Raw genomic sequence first — 18,056 nt, forward strand, 5'->3', positions numbered from 1 at the left:
TTGGAATTAGGAATTTATCTATTGGTATTTTTTATACTTTACTCTTTCACAATCTTAATCGTTTTCTCACTCCCTTGACTTGTAACTTTTACAAAATAAATTCCGTTTGAAAGCTGAGATAAATCGATTTCTGTTTGAATGTCATTTACTTTTTTAGAAATCATTTTTTGCCCTAAAATTGAGGATATTTCTATAGTTTCAATTGGTGAAGCATTTGAAATTTTCAACGTGTTTTTTACAGGATTTGGAAATGATTTGAAGTTGTTGAACGTAAAGTTTTCGTTTGCTAATGTAGACACGAATTCAGTTGTGCAAGTATTGGTTACAATGGCTGGGTTAAAATCAAAATAGATATTTGCAGTATTTGGAATTACATCGCCAATAGCAAATCCTGATTTTGGCTTCACTTGGAAAACAATATAGCCATGACCCGTTTGTGTATTTGGAATTGATGGTGGCAAATTAACACCATTAAAATTCCAGTTTAAATTAGAACCAACTCTATCTAACACATAAGGATGACTTGAAGCAACCATTCTTATTGAATTTTCATCCAATTTTGAATCGAGAATATCTTCAACTCTTATGTTTATTGCTTCTGCTGTTCCTGTATTTTCAAATCGAATTGTGTAATTCAAATAATCATTGGCTGTAAAACTAGAATGCAAAATTTTACCACCATGACTTTCTTGTTTATCATTTGGATCATAAGAACCGACAATGACTTGAGAAATAGTTGATGTATTATTGGAAACAATGGCATCATTAGTTGGAATTGTAACTAATGCAGTATTCGTAATTATTTGACCTAATGAAACTGTTGGAATAGTTGGCACTTGCATCGTTACGATAAATTCTTTTGATTGAAATGGCGCAAGATTAGTAAAACTACCTATAAAACCAGTTGGAGTATTAGTTACAGATGGAAAAACATTTGTAATCGTCACAATATTACTTTTATCAAAAGTCACTGATCCTGCCGCTATAGTTTGATTCCCTTGATTTACAATTGTAACCCTATTCATATAAGTAAAACCAGGTCTTGGCGAAGCTCCGTATGGATGAACATAAACAGCTAAATCAGTATATGGAGTAACTGTAATAGGAAAATTATATGTTGTAATTCCAGAACCAACAGACACGTTAACGTTTGTATAAGTGGCATTACAAGTATAAAAACCTGAATATTGACTTGGCAGTGAAAAACTTAAGTTATACGAAGTAGCGGGATTGCTTTCATACAAATAAGCAATTCCGTTGTAAGAATATAAATTTGTTGTCGCTCCACCATTTACACTATAGTTAAAGTTTCCATGAGGGAAATTTTGCTCGTTTGACTCTTTAATACCATTATTATTTAAATCAATAAAAGCGTTGAGTTTGATACCATCAGAAACAGCAAGTACAGTATTAAATCCGTCAAAACAATCTTGAACACCATTATCGCCACAAATGCAAATAAAATCAAACACATTTCCAGCATTGATGTTTTCTTGGGTAATAACATGAAATCCTGTGAACGAAATTGTATCTGTTGAATTTGGTGGCAAACTTGATAAAGTTCCGTTAACAGTTAAACTCGACTGACAAGGAACCAAATTGGTTATTGGTGTAGAACCATTGTTGGTTAAAATAATTTGATAATTTATAACATCACCAACATTTACAAACCCATCATTGTTGTAATCCGCATATGTTCCTTGCATACTTGCATTAAATATTGGATTGTTTACAATTAATACAAATGCTGCAATACTACAATTGGCAGGTTGAGTATTTAATTGGCAAATTTCGTACGAAAACGTATAGGTTCCTGATGGCGTATCTGATGAGATAAATAAACCGCCGTTATTAGGGTTAACTGAAAAATAATTTAAAAAACTCAAGGGAGTTATTGTTACAGAGTTTAAAGTTGCGGTCACTCCATTCAAAGTGTCGTTTAATAAAAGTGAAGGTGTTGTGGCTCCATTTGGTGTTAAAGTTACATTAAAAATATCATCAACAGCATTAATTCCGCAAGATTGCACTATAACAGTACTTGTAATAGTATCACAATTATTAGGCTGGTTGACTTCACAAATAGTATAGCTAAGTTGATAGCTTCCTATTGGCGTGTTTGGAGTTACGGAAATAATTCCTGTAAACGAATCAACGGAAAATCCATTTGGTAAAACTCCATTTGTCAATGTAACATTCCCATTTGGACCTATAATTACTGGTGATCCGTCAAGAGTGTCATTTGCAACAAGCGAAACTGAAGAACCTACTGCAGAACCATTACATGACATTATAATAGTTTCAGCAACAGCATCAATTGGACCTCCATTAGGAGGCGGTACTTGACTAAAAGAACTAAAACAGTTCAAAAAAACCAAAATCAACAATCCAAAAGTGTAATTTTTTCTCATAATCAACAATTTAATAAACAAATATATAAAATAATCTTACAAATAAACATCCTAAATGAGTATTTGACTAATTTCATCGAGAATTTTAGCTTACTTCAAATACAAACAATGGTTGTAGTAATCAATTATTGCTTTTCCTTTTAATAAAACATCTGCGCCGATTATGCCGTGTACGGGTTTGGCTTTGTGTTGTTGCAAGGCTAAATTAACATGTGACAAATCAAAAATCACTAAATGAAAAGCTGAATTTTTCCAGCGTCCTAATTGGAGTATGTTATTTTTGGCTAATTGTGTAAACATTCCTGTTGCGCCTGCGCCCGAAGCTTTAGTTTTGGACTTTCGGGCTTTTAGTTGAAATAATTCGATGCTTTCAAAACCTACACAACTATTGCTTGCGCCTGTGTCTAAAATGAATGTTCCTTTTATACTATTTATAGTAGCTTTCAAAACCAAATGTTGCGTTTTTGAAACTTTGAAGTTTATTTTTTTGTACTTGTTTTTTCGTAAGGTTTTCTGTAATTCTTCCATGTTTTTTAACCACAAAGCCCACAAAGATTTTACACTAAGTTCACTATGTTTTTATTTTTATTAAAATTCTTTCTGAAAAACAAAAATAGGAATACCAATCCAACAATACCAACTACAATTGAAATCCACAGAAAATAGTTTGTTGATTCCTTATTTTCCAATGTTCCGTAATAAACAAATGCGCTCCAATAATAAGGTGATTTTTTTGCATTGGGAATTCTTGAACTTTTAAGAAAATCTAATTTGGCTTGATGATTGGCTTCAAAATAAGATTTGCCATTTTGAATGTTTTTATAAAATTTCTCCATAAAAACCGATGTTGTAAAATCGTTTACTTTCCACAAAGAAAATAGTAAATTTTGCGCTCCAGCAAACTGAAATCCGCGTGCAACACTCATTGCTCCTTCTGCATTGTATAGTTTACCAATTCCGGTTTCGCAAGCACTTAATACAACCAAATCTGGATTGATATTCAAATGATATAATTCAGAATACATGATTTCTTGTTCGTAAAATCGAATGCTTGCTGGCTCAATAACATCGCCCGATGAAGCATGTGTTGAAAGATGCAATATCGAAAAATTGGTAGCATTTGAAGAGAAATTTTTAAATGTAGCATTTTGCTTTTCTAAATAAGTTCCTTTGAAATTCTTTTTGATACTCTGCATTTCTTTTTTGGAAAAAGCTAATTCTAAAGTCGAATTTTCAAAAACTGGAAAAACACCCAAAATAGTTTCTTTGTCGTGTTTAAAAGGAATTACATTCAAATAAAAAGTGGCTGAATTATTATAACCAACGGCAAAATCGTTCAATAAATAATGCATTTTAGCAAAATTTGTTGTCTTGGATTCTTTGGTAATTAAAGTTTCAAAAGGCAAAAAATTCAAAATTCCATCGGGAACAATTATTAAGTTTTTGTTAGTAGATTTTGATGGTAATTTTAGCATTTTGTAAACCGAAAAAGCATCTCGATTAAAACTAGCAACATCATTAGTAATTTTTTCAGCATTTGAAAAATAATTCAAAAACGAAATAATCTTTGAAGTTGCCTCAAAATTAATTTCTTCAAGTTTTATTTTGTTGTTTTGAATAGTGAAAATGTAGATTTTTTCTTGTCCGAAAAAGTATTCAATCATTACCGCTTTGTCATTTTCTAATTTAGAATACAATTCTGAAATTTTGAATGATTTTTCTTTTTCAATTGGATTAGATTGCTTCGATTTTAAAAGCAACATCAATTCGTTTTGCTTTTTGATGGCTTCATTTATTTTAGAAATATCAGCATATTCTAGATTTTGTTGTTCTTTGAGAATGGTATTTTTCCAATTTTGCAATTGCTCATAAATTAATTTTTCTTCTTTAGAAATTACTTTATTTTTAGCAATTTCTTGTTGCAAAACAGCTGATTTTGTTTTTTCTTGCAACTCAAAAGCTTTTTCTAAATAACTGATTTTATTTTCTTTACGAAAAAGCGAATAGTAAATAGCAATGCATTTTTCTGTTCGATTTCGATTTCTAATTTGATTGATAATTTTAGAATTTTCATGCATCAAAAGCGACTGTAATAATTCTTCAACATGAAATGAAAGCGCATAACTTTCCAATGCTTTTTTGGGTTGATTTTCAGCCACAAAAAGTGTTGCTTGTAAATCGAGCGCATCAAGCAAAATCGTTTCAGCATATAATGCGTTTTTGCTAGGTAAAATTGTTTTAGAATAATTTGGAAGCAATAATTTGAATACATCTGAAATCTTCTTTTTGGCTTCTTGAAATTTTTCTTGACTGAACAACATTTTGGCTTCAACCAAAAGAAAACTGGCTTTTTTTCGTGGTTCTATATTTTCAATTTTAGAAAAAATTGCTGAAGCTTTTTCTAAATAATTAATAGCTTTTGACGGATTATTTTCAAGATACAAACTCGCTAAATTTCTATACGAATTAAAAAGCATTTCACTTTGTGAATCAACCTTTTTTAATTCAACAACTGACAATTCAAATGCGTTTTCGGCTTTTTTATAGTTTTTGGAAAGAAAATAATTATTACCCAAATTACTCAACAACTTTCCTTTTTCTGTCGAAGATAATTTCTCGGTTTTAATCGTTTTTTCTAACAAAATAATAGCTTCATCGATCTTTCCAGTGTTTTGATAAACGTTTGACAGGTTCAAAATTGCTGCTGCTTTTTGTTTCGAATTTTTATCAATAGAAGCAATATAAAAATACTGTTTTATGGTGTTTTCGGCATTGTCATAATCGCCAACAATAGTGTAAAGATTTCCTAAAGGCTTGAGACAAGATTCAACAATATCATAATTGGAAAGTTTGTTTTGATCATAAAGTTGCCAAGCTTTTTCATAACTAGAAATTGCTTTTTGTGTTTGTCCAAATTGATTTTGATAGAAAGCAACATTGCATTTCAAAATAACAAGTGCCAACTTTTCGGTATTTGATTTTACAACAAAACTTTTTTCAGCAATCTCAATTTTATTGAGGCTTTCAATAGTTGGATTGGCTGCAAAAACTTCAACAGTTTCGTAGATTTTGTTTTCTAAAGTTTTATTGCTTTGTGAAAAAGCAAATTGAACTAATAAAAAAAGTAAGACTATTTTCTTCCAACTTCCAACTTCCATCATCTAACTAAATTAAAACTTCCAAATAGCATAAAATTGCCAATAATCGGAATCTTGTTCAAATGATTTGTAATATCTAGCTCCAACACTTGGTCCAATTCTGGCAAAACCAAAAGTCACATCGGCAAAAACACTTGTTTGAATTTCTTTAAATGGTTTTACCGTTTCTGATGTTGTTTCATTCTTCTTCAAATTTGTAAACTCCAATGTTTCAAACCCTGCTGGACCATCTTGTCTGTAGAAAAACCTTGTTTCAGTTTCAGTTTCAGTTTTTTGATTCAAATTAGCAGAAAATTGAGGTCCAAAACCAATTCCTATGTAATTATTAACATTATAGCGTAATGAAACAGGCACAATTTCCATATTACTCTTACTTGTATTTGTTTTGCTAGTTGTTTGCGAAGTTCCTGTTGTAGCAATGGTGCCATTACTTAATGGAATTCCTGGGATATATTCAACTGGAACTAATTCTCCTATTTGACTTAAATTCTCATTTTTAAATGTCGTGTAATACAATTCAGATTGCCAATACCATCGATATGATTTATAGGGTGAAATAGTAGCTCCGATAAAATAACTCTGAGGTCTTTCTTGTGAAGAAATGTTTTCTATAGTTTCTTTATTTATTGATAATTCAGGTTTTGAATACAAATTGAAACCAGCTCTAACTCCTATTGAAATGCCTGATTTGAATCTTGTTGTGGCTATATTAGTAATTACAGGTTCGTTTTTATCAAAAATAATAGCTGTTTGACTTCGTGTTTTTTGCTTGTGAAAATCTTTTGCAAATCGCATTGTATATTTTACAAAACCTTTGGTAGAATCGACTTCTTTTACATTTTTTTGATTACTGCCAGGAATGTAAATATTCTTGAAAGTGAAATGAATTTGCTTTTTTTTAATCAAAGTATCTAAGCAACTATAAGTCACTTCTTGACCTTTTGGGCAAATAGGACATTTAGGATATGAATCGACAATTTGAAGTGTTTTTTTTTCAAACATATCAGGTGTGTCGGTTTCTAGTCGAATCATTCTTGCTGGACCTTCACCATTATTTTGAAATCTTGTTTTGAAATTTATTGTTTTGAAACGAACCGTTCTATAGTTCATCAAAGTGGCATTACTCGACATTTTGTTTGGATCATGCGAAGTCACAATTTCCATTTGAAGCGTTTTCTTTTTGTGGTTTTTATAATTTCTATCAGGCACAAAAACACTTCTCATTTTGACAATTGCCGAAGTATCTTTTAGCATTTCTGGTGTTGTTTTGAATGTAAAAAACATATTTCGGGTTTCATTGGCTTCCATATTATCAAACTCAAAAGCTTTTGAATCTGAAAATAATGTATTGCTTTCTGCTAAAGTCATTTCGAGATTTTCATCAACCAAATTAAATCCATTTTTAAAAGACGGATAAACATCAGTTGAAGCTAAATTTCTATACGAATCGTTGTTTTCAACACTTGCAATTCCTGTTTGAGTTACCTCTCTTTCGCCAAAGTGTGTTCTGGTTTCAAGTAATTCAAAGTTTTTATTTTTGAATTCTTTATCGTTGTAAAACAGATATATTTTTCCATTTGCGAGGTAATTAAGTTCATTTTTATAGCTAATTACCACCACAATTTCATCATTAGGTACAGGCTCACGATTATTGAAAATTTTTAACGAAATAGTATCTGGCAAAGAGGCGATTTGATCAAACTTCAAATCAGAAATTTCATTAATGGCAACAGTTTGCGGACGAGTTTTAGGCGGTTTACCATTATCATAGTTATTGGTTACAGACAAATTTACTTTATAATCGCCTTTCTTTTTATACGTTTTTTTAGGAGCTGGTTCTTTGCTATAACTGCCATCACCCATTTCCCAAAAATAAGAATAATTTGCTTTTGGCGCTCCAAGAATTTGGTTTAACGTTGGAACTTCAGCATTATATTGAACCTGATTCCCTTTTTTATCAAAAAGAATTGTGGCTTTTCGAGTGGTTGTATCTTTTACTTGCGTTTGGGAAAAAGAGAAAATAGAAAATAGAATTAAGAAAATAGATAAAAGTAGTTTCATAATCTTTTGGTTTGGTTAGTTTTATAAAGATATTAAAAAAATCATTCAATCATGAAAGTTTTATTTTTCATTGCATTATAAAGTATTTTGGTCTAACAAATAATTTACATTAGTAATCAGATTTAGCATAGGTTAATTTTTTGTTTGATATAGAATTGTTACTAAATTACAAAATGGCTTGACTCTAACTAACCAAGCCATTTTAAAAAAACTAACAAAACTAATTACTGGTACAAATCTCCAAACTATTCTATAATCAGTTGATGAGCAATAAACTAAAATCATGATGTAGAATTAACTATAAAAAATACCGTTGTTTAACGGATATAAAAATGGTGGTTTGGCTGATTTGCTTTTTTGAAGTAAAATGTTCCTTTGTATGAAAATAAAAACTATTTTTAATAACTAAAACCAACTATTATGAAATCACAATTGCTAAAATGTTTATTACTTTGTTTGCTAACAGCCTTGTTAACCTATTTTTTAACCTGCTATTTTTGTAAAAAGAAATTTGGAGATATTCCTGAAAACACACGAAGTCTTACAGACATTTGTATGGATTATGATACTATTACGCCACCAACATTAACAACCGAAATGGTAAAAAGTATGGTAACACAATATAGTGGAGCGCAATTAAACAGTATTCAAACCGCATCAACTAATGCAGTTGCTGTAGATGCTCGTTCTATATGGTTTGATTTAGAAACATTAAAAGAATTCTTGTATCAAATAGAACACAATGTGAATAAGAACCCAACACAAGGTAGAGATAAGGAACTTGGTGTTCGTATATATTATGCTGCCTATCCAGATAACACAAAAATGAGAGATTTAGCTGCAACACAAACAGACCCAAACTTTAGTTATAATCCTGCTTACGAAAAAAAGCATACACTAGTAATGATTCCGACTATTGAAAAAGATGGTAAAAATTATGACTTTAATCCGTTAGATGTTAATTCGTATATTGGTTTTACAAATATGAAAGCAGGCGGTCCTTATTCTCCAAATAGCTCTAGTTATGCAACTCTTTCTCTTGGTACAAGTGCTAATCCTCTTAATCCTTTACCAAACCCTACAATTGTTAGGAATCATGGGATATTAAATCCTCCTGCAACTTCATCAGGAATGTCATTCTAAACTAATACCAATGTATAATCGACCACCTATATTACTAGATTTACTTCATATTTGCGAACTAATTGCTTTTATAGGTGGTTTATATCAATATACTAAAATAAAAAAAACATATTGGATTTTTTTTGCGTTGTATTTGATGTACATAACGATTTTAGAAGTTTTTGGAGCACAAATTTTTAGCCACTTCAAATTAAACACACAAATATACCTTTCATATATTACTGTACCTATTGAATTTCTTTTTTTCATTTGGTTATTTGCTTTGAAGTCCTTAAAAAGTGAAAAAATATACATCATTTGTACTTTACTTTATTTACTATCTTTTATACCTGATTTTTCAGTTGAAAAAGGTAAATATTTTTTTAATTCATTCAATTACTTAATAGGTGGTTTTATACTTTTATATTTGATTTTATTAGAATTAAATAAACAAATAAAAAGTGAAGATATTCTTTTGTTCAAACAAGATAAAATGTTTTATATCACAATTGGAGTGGCTCTTTTTTATGTTGGCAATTTACCTTTTTTTGGATTATATTTCCTAATAATGAAAGAACCTTCAATTTGGAATAGCTATTACATTTATTTTATGGTATCAAACTGTATCATGTATTTATTATTTGCAGCATCATTTATATGGGGAAAACCGAAATCATAATTACAATTGTCATTTTTAACCTGTTTTTTATTTTATTCATTGTCGGAATTGTTGTTTTTATTCGTCAATATAAAATAAAAAAGAAAGAACATTCTGCTATGCTACTCCATCAAAAAGAAGAACATCACAAAGAGTTACTGGCTACGCAAGTTGAGATTCAGCAACAAACCATGCATCATATTGGTAGAGAAATTCACGATAATATTGGTCAAAAACTAACGCTTGCCAGTTTATATACGCAACAATTAGCTTTTGAAAACAAAGCGCCCAACATAAAAGATAATATCGAAAACATAAGTGCTATCATCAATCAATCGCTTGAAGAGTTGAGAGAATTGTCAAAATCATTAACCGATAATGCTATCGAAACCAATTCGATATATAAACTACTAAATGCAGAATGTACAAAAGTTAATGAGCTTAAAATTTGCAAAATAAATTTCAATTGTTCTAATAAAAAAATAGTTTTACCTTATCAACTAAAAGCAATTTTGGTGAGAATTACTCAAGAATTTATTCAAAATAGCATTAAACATTCGCAATGTAAATTGATAATAATTCATCTTGAAGAAGTAGAAAATAAAGTCATGCTAAATCTATCTGATGATGGAATCGGTTTTGATACTTCAAAGATGGTTAGCAACGGAATTGGGCTTTCAAACATGAAAAAAAGAACCGAAATGCTCGGAGGAAGTTTTGAAATGCAAAGTTCAAATTCAGGAACAAAATTAGCAATAGCTTTACCTTTATAAACATGAAAAAAACAATTGTAATAGTAGACGATCATATCTTAATTGCGCAAGCATTGAAAGGAATTATCGAGAATTTCGAAAACTTTGAAGTCCTTTATGAATGTGAAAATGGTAAAGATTTACAAGAAAAACTCAAGCTAAAAAAGCCAATTCCTGATATCGTTTTGCTAGATGTAAGCATGCCAATTATGGATGGTTTTGAAACCGCTAAATGGCTAAAAGAAACGCATCCTGAAGTGTCAATCATGACTTTGAGCATGCAAAATGACGATCAAAGTGTTATCAAAATGATTAAAAGTGGTTCTAATGGTTATTTGCTAAAAAACACACATCCTGCAGAATTAGAAAAAGCATTAAATAGATTACTAAACGATGGTTATTACTATCCTGATTGGGCTTCAAAAATTGTTTTTGCCAGTTTAGGCGAAAAAAATACTACGACAGAAACCATCAAACTTACCGAAAGAGAAAGGGAATTTCTAAAATATACCATTACCGAAATGAGTTATAAAGAAATAGCCGAAAAAATGTTCTGTAGCCCAAGAACGGTAGAAAGTTACCGAGATTCTTTATTTGAAAAATTAGAATTAAAAACCCGAGTTGGATTGGCTGTTTTTGCTCTCAAAAACGGATTTGAATAAAAAATATGCTTTTATACTTTTTATTATTCAATTGTGACTAATTATAATTGCTATTATTTGAAATCTGTTCAGAAATTTCATCAAGCATTTGGTAGCGCTTGTGATACATTGAACGTTTATGAGATTGTATGTTTTCGTTCTGTTTCCGAATCATTTTCATAGGTAATTTAAACCATTCTTCATCTATTTTTCTTCCGTCAACTTCTGTCCAAAATTGATTATAATTGAATCTGATACGATGAAAGCAAGGAACATGAATGACGTGTTTTTTGCGATAAATTTGACATTTATCTGAAATTCCATAAATTGAATTAATATTCAAATTTTGACATAATTCTTGAATTACAAAAACTAATAAAGCACTTGGTCGCATACCAAACATTAGTTTTTGAATCGTTTTTACAGCCTCATGAGTATTTTCTTTATAGCCTTGAACACAACCAATAATACATATCCAAACATTATTTTCTACTTCTTCAAAAGAAATTGCTGCCGAAAAAATTTTACCGCCTAATTGTTTGCATTCTAGTGTGAAAACAAATTCACCTTCTTTTCGAAATCTCTCTTCATATCCTAATTTTAACAAAACATCATACTTGTTATTAGAAACATAATTTGCCAATTGTAAACCATTTGGATCATTTAAAAATTTCATATTAAGATTTTCGTAATTTCTTATAAATCGGTAGCTGTCGGCAATCACTTTTATTTTGTGTTGCTTATTCCAATTGGTAGAGATATATGGTAAGAAAGGTTTGATATATAATCTTGGACGATTCTGAAAGAAAAATTTGAAATCTTCAGAAGCGAGAAAAGTAATCCAATTAGATGAAAATTTTGGGTAAATAAATGAATAACAAATACATCTCAATTGTTGTTTAAGTCGGTAACTTTTTTTACGATGTAAATACCCGTTTGTCACAGCTTTCAAAGCAAAAAGAAGTGTCTTAACAAATTCAAATCTCAACAAAAATTTAGAAGAATTAAATTTGAAAACAATTTCTTTTGACGGATTTATTGTTTTGATTTGTTCCATATTTTTAAGCTAAAAATTATTAAAATCCTCGAAAATAAAATTTCGAGGATTTTTCAAAAAAAACTAACTAAACAAACTTATTTTTTTACAATTTTTTCAATTGAGCTTCCTTTATCAGTCGTTACTTTTAATAAGTACATACCGGTAGATAAATTTTCCATGTTGATTGTTACCTCTTTTTGATTTGGTGAAGAAGTTAGAATTATTCTTCCGTTAAAGTCAACTAACACCGTTTGAAGAATAGTTTCAACAGATTTTACATTCAAATTAGAAGAAGTCGGATTAGGAAAAATACTTAGGTTTGCCACTACTTCATTTTGGTCGATTCCTAAAGAAATGCAAGGAGTTTGTACGACAGCAAGAAATATTGAATTGGGTTGGGTTTCAAAACCTACATCCATCAAGACATAACCATCTGTTACTGGGTTTGCGTCTAATGTCACATCTGAACCTGTTGGAATAGTTGTTAATCCACTTGTTTTAATCCAAGTATACGAATTGGTATACGTTGCTGCATACGATCCTGAAATGATAATATCAGAAAGACAACCAGCTTGCGCCTGAATTTTATTAAATCCTAACAATAGTAGAAAATAAAATAAATATATCTTTTTCATAATTGTTAGTTTTTAGACATTTGATTTTTAAGGCTTTTATTTTGAGTTTTTAATACTTCAATTTCTTTTTTCATTTCTATCATGTACAAAGTCAACTCTTCAATTTTTGCCATTTGAAGTGATTGCATTACGCCTAAATCTAAACCATCTTTTTCAAGTTCAGTAGCAGATGGAATATTAGGTAAATGTTTATTAGTTTTAATGAACGCTTCAACTTCTGAAAGAGGTTTTAATTTATAATCAGTTGAAAAAACATAATCAGCCCAAGCAGCAGAATTAACAATTGCTACTTTTACTTTTTCGGTTAAAATTCCTTCCTCAACAAATAATTTGTACCCACTTGGTAAATTTGCCATGTTTCCAATTCTAACTTTACCATCTTCGTTAATTCGCATTCTCTCTTGATTGGTAGTCCAGTCCCAAAATAAAAGATGACCAGCTCCTTGACTGTTTCCGCTTCCAGTTGAATGCAAAGCCCATCTTTTTCCTGCTCCACCACTTGCGTTCAAATCTAATGTTGCAGCAGTTGTACCTGTTTGATTTACTTGAATACCATCATTTTGAGCTGTAGTTTCAACATATAGTTTTTGATATGTAGATATTCCTGCATTACTAACACTAAGTCTTCCTGCATAATCAAGAGTCATTCTTTGCGTATTATTTGTTTTAAAATTTAATGGTTGATTATTTATTGTTCCCAAGAAATCGGTCGCAGTTATTGTGTTTCCGCATGTTGACCAATCGTAGCAAGGAGTTGAATAGGTAACACACAATTCTGGTTTGTAAATTCCACCCGCACTTGTGTTTTCTCTAGATCCAAAAACTAAACTATGATAATAATCAGAATTATCGGTCATACTTGTCATAAAACCATTGTTTATTCCTGTTGAAATCATGTTTTGAACCATAGTTGTAACATCAACAATAACATCGGCAGTTGAGCCATTACCTATAGACGGAATTGTAGTAGAACTTATAAAACTAGTTGGTGCAGTAAGCCATGTAACGGCACTTTCGTTCCATGCACTTCCAACTTGTTGAATAGTTGCACCGTTTCCTGTACCTCCACCTAAATCATAATGTTGGTTGTAAGCAGCTATTGCAGTAACATCAACATGCAATTTCATAATTGCAGAAGTGATTATAGCTCCAACAGGCAAAGTTGATACATCAAACTGGTGTAAAACTTTAGTAGTATAAAATCCTGAGCCACCTCCTGCGTCGTATGTCCACCTGCTAGATGATAACAATGGGTTTGTTCCATAGTTAGTAGTTGGAACCCATTCATGAATCATAGCGTCTTGAGTAGCTGGCAAGCATACTGTTATTGGTGCCGAGCTTCCAGCTTGTGCATTGACTTGAGAAGTTGTAAATGTTGCTATAACAATTGCAACTAAAAAATGTAATTTTTTCATAATAAATAGTTTTTGATTTTCCCTACTCTATTTTTGGCTTTTCGGGTTACGCCGTTTTAGTGATACAAAATTGTGCTTATCTTTTTACTTTATCTTGGGTTCAAAAACGGTAATTGACACCGTTGTTTAACGGTATTTTCTAATAATCAATATTTTATACAAAAAAAGCGATGAACTAATCTCACCGCTTTTCTAACAAAACTAACCTAACAAATTAAATTTATATTTTATGGTAGGGCATTTATAGCAGCTTTCATTTGGACTTCGGTTCCTACTGTTGTTTCTGCTAAAGTGAAATTGTAGGTTGCACCAGCTGTAATTGTTGCTGTTTTTATAGCGTATCTCCAGTTTCCATTATCTTCTGTTACAAATATGATATGACAAGCGAGTCCGATTGGAATTTGACCATAATGTTCGCTAAAAACGCCTGTATTATAAGTGTCCAATTTTGCTAAAGCACTTCCTTCTCCATCATAGTGCAAATAGATAGCACAGTTTTCAAAATCGTAACCCGTCGGTGCTGTTGCTTGAATAGTTGTTTTTGGTCGAGGATCGTTATAAAATTTATCCACATTTGTCCAACCAAAATCACTCACAAAAGCATAATATGCTGCAGTTCCACCTGTACCTTCTCCAAAAACACCACCTTGACCAGCAGGATTTTGGTCTTGTCTTTTCCAATCAAGATTTCCGTCTTCATCTATGTTTCCATTCCATAATAACATATCATTTTGAAGTCCACCTGTTAAATTGGCTGGTATTTTAAGTTGCATCGGACAAGTTATTGCTAACGAAACTCCTGCCTGTTTTGCGTCTATGAAAAATTCTCCGCCAGAAATAATCAGTGCCATACTTCCATCAGGTTGTTGTCCCATTGTAGTTTTATCAGTTACCAACATGGTTCCGCCGTCAAAAACTTCAATATAATCAATATCTACAACGCCTGTAACTGGATTTCCATTTTTGGTTAAACAAGCTCCGTTTATGTTAATCTCTACACCTTTTGCAGATGTTAATGTGGTCAATCCGTTTTCGGCGGTGATTGTAAATTCTTGTTTGATAGCACCGAGTGCATCTTCTCTCAATCCTCCAAAAACAGCTGCTGTTGGAATTTTTGGTGTTTCAATAATTTGGTTGTCGTCATCATTGTTACAGCTTGCAAATGCTAAAGTTGCCACTACTACTAATCCAATGTTTTTTAAATTTTTCATGATTTCTAATTTTTTAATTGTTATTAATTTTGATTTCTATTGTTATATCAATTCTTGTTTTTATTTGTTACCCTTGTTTTGAAAATATTTTTTAAAACTTTAAATCTGTAACTCATTTAAAGATTGATTACACCCTTATATAAATCAACATTCCTATTTGTTACCCATTAATTTTATTTTTTTTACATTAGCCATTAAATAAAGTAGTTATGTCAGAAAAAAATACGCACCCAGATCAACTTTATATTAACGGATTATTACAGAACAATTCGAGTATTATTGATAGTATCTACAAAAAATTTGTACCCAAAGTCAAAAACTATATTCGAACCAATAGCGGAAATGACGACGATGCTCAAGATGTAATTCAGGAAGTATTAGTCACTATTTACAATCAGGCAAAAACGAATGGTTTGCAATTGACTTGTCCTTTTGATGCTTATTTTTTTCTGCTTTGCAAAAGGCGTTGGCTTAACGAATTGAAAAAATCCTCCAATAAAGAGGTAACATTACAAGATGAAAATGTATCTATTGATGAATCAGTGCAAGAAATGACACTTCAAACCGAAGTTTTTGATGAAAAACAGTCATTATTTGACGAAATGTTTCAGAAACTTGGCGAAAAATGTCAAGAAGTGCTCAAACTGAGTTTTGTAACCAAAACAATGGAAGAAGTGGCCGAAAAATTGAATGTAACTTATGGCTATGTGCGTAAGAAAAAATCAATTTGCACGGGTCAATTAACCGAAATGATTCAACAATCAGCTAGATACAAATCTATAAATTACTAATATCATGAACGAAGAACTTTATATACTATTCGAAAATTATATCAATAACGAATTGAGTGAAAAAGAGAAAATTGACTTTGAAAACCAACTTCAAAATGATGCTTCTATTCGTGAAAAATTGATTATTTATAAAGAACTAAATGGTTTTTTAGAAAGCAAATTTTCGAAAGAATCGATTGATTTTAAAAAGAATTTGGAAACCATTTCTAAATCAAACTTCTCAGAAGACAAAAAATATGAAACTAAAGTTATCAGCTTCAAACCTTATTATTTTGCCATTGCTGCTTCAATAGTTTTGGTTATTGGTACTTGGTTCATGATGCAAAATAGCATGCCGAATTACAATGATTATAACCAACACGAGGATGCTTATTTTACAGAACGTGGCGATATTATTAAAAACTTAAAATTGGCACAAGATGCCTTTAATGCTAAGAATTATTCTGAAGCTATAACCAATTTTGAGATTGTTTTAAAATCTCATAAAAGACCAGAAATTGAGTTTTATTACGCTGTTTCATTATTAGAAGTTGATAAATTTACCGAAAGTGAAGCCATCTTTAACAATCTAAAATCGGGAACTTCAATCTATAAAGATAAATCGACTTGGTATTTAGCTTTATCATGCTTGAAGCAAAAGAAATATGAGGAAACTAAAGAATTCTTAAAACAAATTCCAGAAGATGCCGAAGATTATGCAAAAGCCGAAAAATTATTAGATGCGTTGAATTAGTTGTACTTTTACAACAAATAAACTACAATGATTTTTACCGATACGCACACACATCTTTATTCAGAAGAATTTGATCAAGACAGAAACGAAATGATTCAACGAGCTATTGACGCTGGTGTTTCAAGATTTTTTGTTCCGTCGATTGATTCTAATTATACACAAAAAATGTATGAATTAGAAAAGCAATTTCCTGAGAATATTTTCCTAATGATGGGTTTGCATCCTACTTATGTAAAAGAAAATTATCTCGAAGAATTAGCGCATGTAGAAACCGAATTATCCAAAAGAAAATTTCAAGCCATTGGTGAAATCGGAGTTGACTTGTTTTGGGATAAAACATTTTTGAAACAACAACAGCATGCATTTCAACATCAAATACAATTAGCTAAAAAATATAATTTAGGAATTAACATCCATTGTCGTGATGCTTTTTACGAAACTTTTGAAGTTTTAGAAAGTGAAAAAACAGCCGATTTATTTGGCATTTTTCATTGTTTTACAGGCGATTTAGCTCAAGCAGAAAAAGCGATTTCACTTGGAATGAAACTAGGAATTGGCGGTGTAGCCACTTTCAAGAATGGAAAAATTGATCAGTTTTTAAATCAAATAGACCTAAAACATATTGTTCTTGAAACCGATTCGCCTTACTTAGCACCAGTTCCTTATCGTGGCAAACGCAATGAAAGTAGTTATGTGACTCTTGTTGCGCAGAAATTAGCAGAAATTTACAATCTTTCTATTGAAGAAATCGCTCAAATTACAACTGAAAATTCAAAAGCGGTTTTTGGGATTTAGAAAAAGATTTTATTAAAACGTTTTTGTATATTTGTTTTTCAATTAAGTTTATAATCATGGATTTAGCTAAAAGAAAATATAATTTTATTCGTGCTCTAACGACTGTTGACGAAACTATTTTATCTAAATTAGAAAAAGTATTAAATGCAAATCAGCAAGAAAATGATTGGTATTTGAACTTGTCAAATGAAGAAAAAAAAGAATTAGAAGTTGGGGTTCAACAAGCTAACGACGATGAAGTAATAAGTCATGAAGAAGTGATGAAAAAATTTTCTAAATGGCATTAACAATTCATTGGACAAAACTAGCTGATAAAGGTTTAGTAAAAGTAATTGACTATTTAGCCGAAGAATGGACAATAAACGAAATTTTACAACTAGAAAGTAAAATCAATCAAATAATTCAGCATCTAATTACTGACCCTTATTTATATCCAAAATCAGAAAAAGCCGACTCACTTCACAAGGCAATAGTTGACAAGAACAACTATTTGGTTTACAGAATTAATAGCAAAAAATCTAGAATTGAAATAATTAATTTTAGAGGAACAAAACAAAAACATAAGCATTAAACCATTTTAATTATTGAAACTCTTTATTAGGATTAAATGATTTATTTAAGCAATAATTGAGAAAAT

General features: G+C 30.7%; 17 protein-coding genes. 9 read left to right on the forward strand and 8 right to left on the reverse strand.

The window, feature by feature from the left end; genetic code table 11:
* Nucleotides 1-38: 38 nt before the first annotated feature.
* From O9267_RS00880 to O9267_RS00895, 4 genes are all read right to left on the reverse strand, one after another.
* A complete protein-coding gene (locus O9267_RS00880) occupies nt 39-2,408 on the reverse strand; it encodes a T9SS type A sorting domain-containing protein (RefSeq protein WP_298175258.1) in 2,370 nt (789 codons plus the stop codon).
* Nucleotides 2,409-2,498: 90 nt separating this feature from the next.
* On the reverse strand, nt 2,499-2,936 hold the full coding sequence (locus O9267_RS00885) for a retropepsin-like aspartic protease (protein ID WP_298175259.1): 438 nt from the start codon (nt 2,934-2,936) through the stop codon (nt 2,499-2,501).
* A gap of 29 nt (nt 2,937-2,965) precedes the next feature.
* The gene (locus O9267_RS00890; RefSeq protein WP_298175260.1) at nt 2,966-5,569 is read right to left on the reverse strand and encodes a CHAT domain-containing protein; all 2,604 of its coding nucleotides are present in this window, start codon (nt 5,567-5,569) and stop codon (nt 2,966-2,968) included.
* Nucleotides 5,570-5,578: 9 nt separating this feature from the next.
* Nucleotides 5,579-7,627 carry a PKD domain-containing protein gene (locus tag O9267_RS00895; RefSeq protein ID WP_298175261.1) on the reverse strand — a complete coding sequence of 683 codons (2,049 nt, stop codon included), beginning with the start codon at nt 7,625-7,627 and terminating at the stop codon, nt 5,579-5,581.
* A 420-nt stretch (nt 7,628-8,047) separates the two neighbouring features.
* Here O9267_RS00895 and O9267_RS00900 point away from each other — a divergent pair, with 420 nt between their 5' ends.
* From O9267_RS00900 to O9267_RS00915, 4 genes are read left to right on the forward strand one after another with little or no spacing between them, the layout of a single operon-like run.
* Nucleotides 8,048-8,770, forward strand: coding sequence for a hypothetical protein (locus tag O9267_RS00900; protein WP_298175262.1), 723 nt, complete (start codon nt 8,048-8,050; stop codon nt 8,768-8,770).
* 10 nt (nt 8,771-8,780) lie between these two features.
* The gene (locus O9267_RS00905) at nt 8,781-9,428 is read left to right on the forward strand and encodes a hypothetical protein (protein WP_298175263.1); all 648 of its coding nucleotides are present in this window, start codon (nt 8,781-8,783) and stop codon (nt 9,426-9,428) included.
* Nucleotides 9,407-10,180, forward strand: coding sequence for an ATP-binding protein (locus tag O9267_RS00910; protein WP_298175264.1), 774 nt, complete (start codon nt 9,407-9,409; stop codon nt 10,178-10,180). The genes O9267_RS00905 and O9267_RS00910 overlap by 22 nt, the downstream gene beginning before the upstream one ends.
* Nucleotides 10,181-10,182: 2 nt before the next feature.
* Complete coding sequence (locus O9267_RS00915; protein ID WP_298175265.1) at nt 10,183-10,821, forward strand: response regulator transcription factor; 639 nt, start codon at nt 10,183-10,185, stop codon at nt 10,819-10,821.
* Between the two features lie 37 nt (nt 10,822-10,858).
* On the opposite strand, the gene O9267_RS00920 is transcribed toward O9267_RS00915, so the two are convergent.
* From O9267_RS00920 to O9267_RS00935, 4 genes are all read right to left on the reverse strand, one after another.
* Nucleotides 10,859-11,857, reverse strand: a complete 999-nt coding sequence (locus O9267_RS00920) for a DUF535 family protein (RefSeq protein ID WP_298175266.1) — start codon at nt 11,855-11,857, stop codon at nt 10,859-10,861.
* Nucleotides 11,858-11,934: 77 nt separating this feature from the next.
* Nucleotides 11,935-12,474, reverse strand: a complete 540-nt coding sequence (locus O9267_RS00925) for a T9SS type A sorting domain-containing protein (RefSeq protein ID WP_298175267.1) — start codon at nt 12,472-12,474, stop codon at nt 11,935-11,937.
* 5 nt (nt 12,475-12,479) lie between these two features.
* Nucleotides 12,480-13,889 (reverse strand): DNRLRE domain-containing protein, encoded by a 1,410-nt coding sequence (locus O9267_RS00930; protein ID WP_298175268.1) that lies wholly within the window; start codon nt 13,887-13,889, stop codon nt 12,480-12,482.
* 227 nt (nt 13,890-14,116) lie between these two features.
* Entirely contained in the window at nt 14,117-15,100 is a 984-nt protein-coding gene (locus O9267_RS00935; protein WP_298175269.1) for a hypothetical protein, read from the reverse strand.
* 209 nt (nt 15,101-15,309) lie between these two features.
* Here O9267_RS00935 and O9267_RS00940 point away from each other — a divergent pair, with 209 nt between their 5' ends.
* The 5 genes from O9267_RS00940 to O9267_RS00960 are packed head-to-tail and all read left to right on the forward strand — an operon-like array spanning nt 15,310 to nt 17,990.
* Nucleotides 15,310-15,891 carry a sigma-70 family RNA polymerase sigma factor gene (locus tag O9267_RS00940; RefSeq protein WP_298175270.1) on the forward strand — a complete coding sequence of 194 codons (582 nt, stop codon included), beginning with the start codon at nt 15,310-15,312 and terminating at the stop codon, nt 15,889-15,891.
* Between the two features lie 4 nt (nt 15,892-15,895).
* The gene (locus O9267_RS00945; protein WP_298175271.1) at nt 15,896-16,624 is read left to right on the forward strand and encodes a tetratricopeptide repeat protein; all 729 of its coding nucleotides are present in this window, start codon (nt 15,896-15,898) and stop codon (nt 16,622-16,624) included.
* 27 nt (nt 16,625-16,651) lie between these two features.
* Nucleotides 16,652-17,419: a TatD family hydrolase gene (locus O9267_RS00950; RefSeq protein WP_298175272.1), complete on the forward strand. Its 768-nt coding sequence runs from the start codon at nt 16,652-16,654 to the stop codon at nt 17,417-17,419.
* Nucleotides 17,420-17,475: 56 nt separating this feature from the next.
* The gene (locus O9267_RS00955; RefSeq protein ID WP_298175273.1) at nt 17,476-17,706 is read left to right on the forward strand and encodes a hypothetical protein; all 231 of its coding nucleotides are present in this window, start codon (nt 17,476-17,478) and stop codon (nt 17,704-17,706) included.
* Complete coding sequence (locus O9267_RS00960) at nt 17,697-17,990, forward strand: type II toxin-antitoxin system RelE/ParE family toxin (protein WP_298175274.1); 294 nt, start codon at nt 17,697-17,699, stop codon at nt 17,988-17,990. Before O9267_RS00955 ends, O9267_RS00960 begins: the two co-directional genes overlap by 10 nt.
* The last annotated feature ends 66 nt before the right edge of the window (nt 17,991-18,056 follow it).

This window comes from Flavobacterium sp., from assembly GCF_027531705.1.
Lineage (GTDB): Bacteria > Bacteroidota > Bacteroidia > Flavobacteriales > Flavobacteriaceae > Flavobacterium.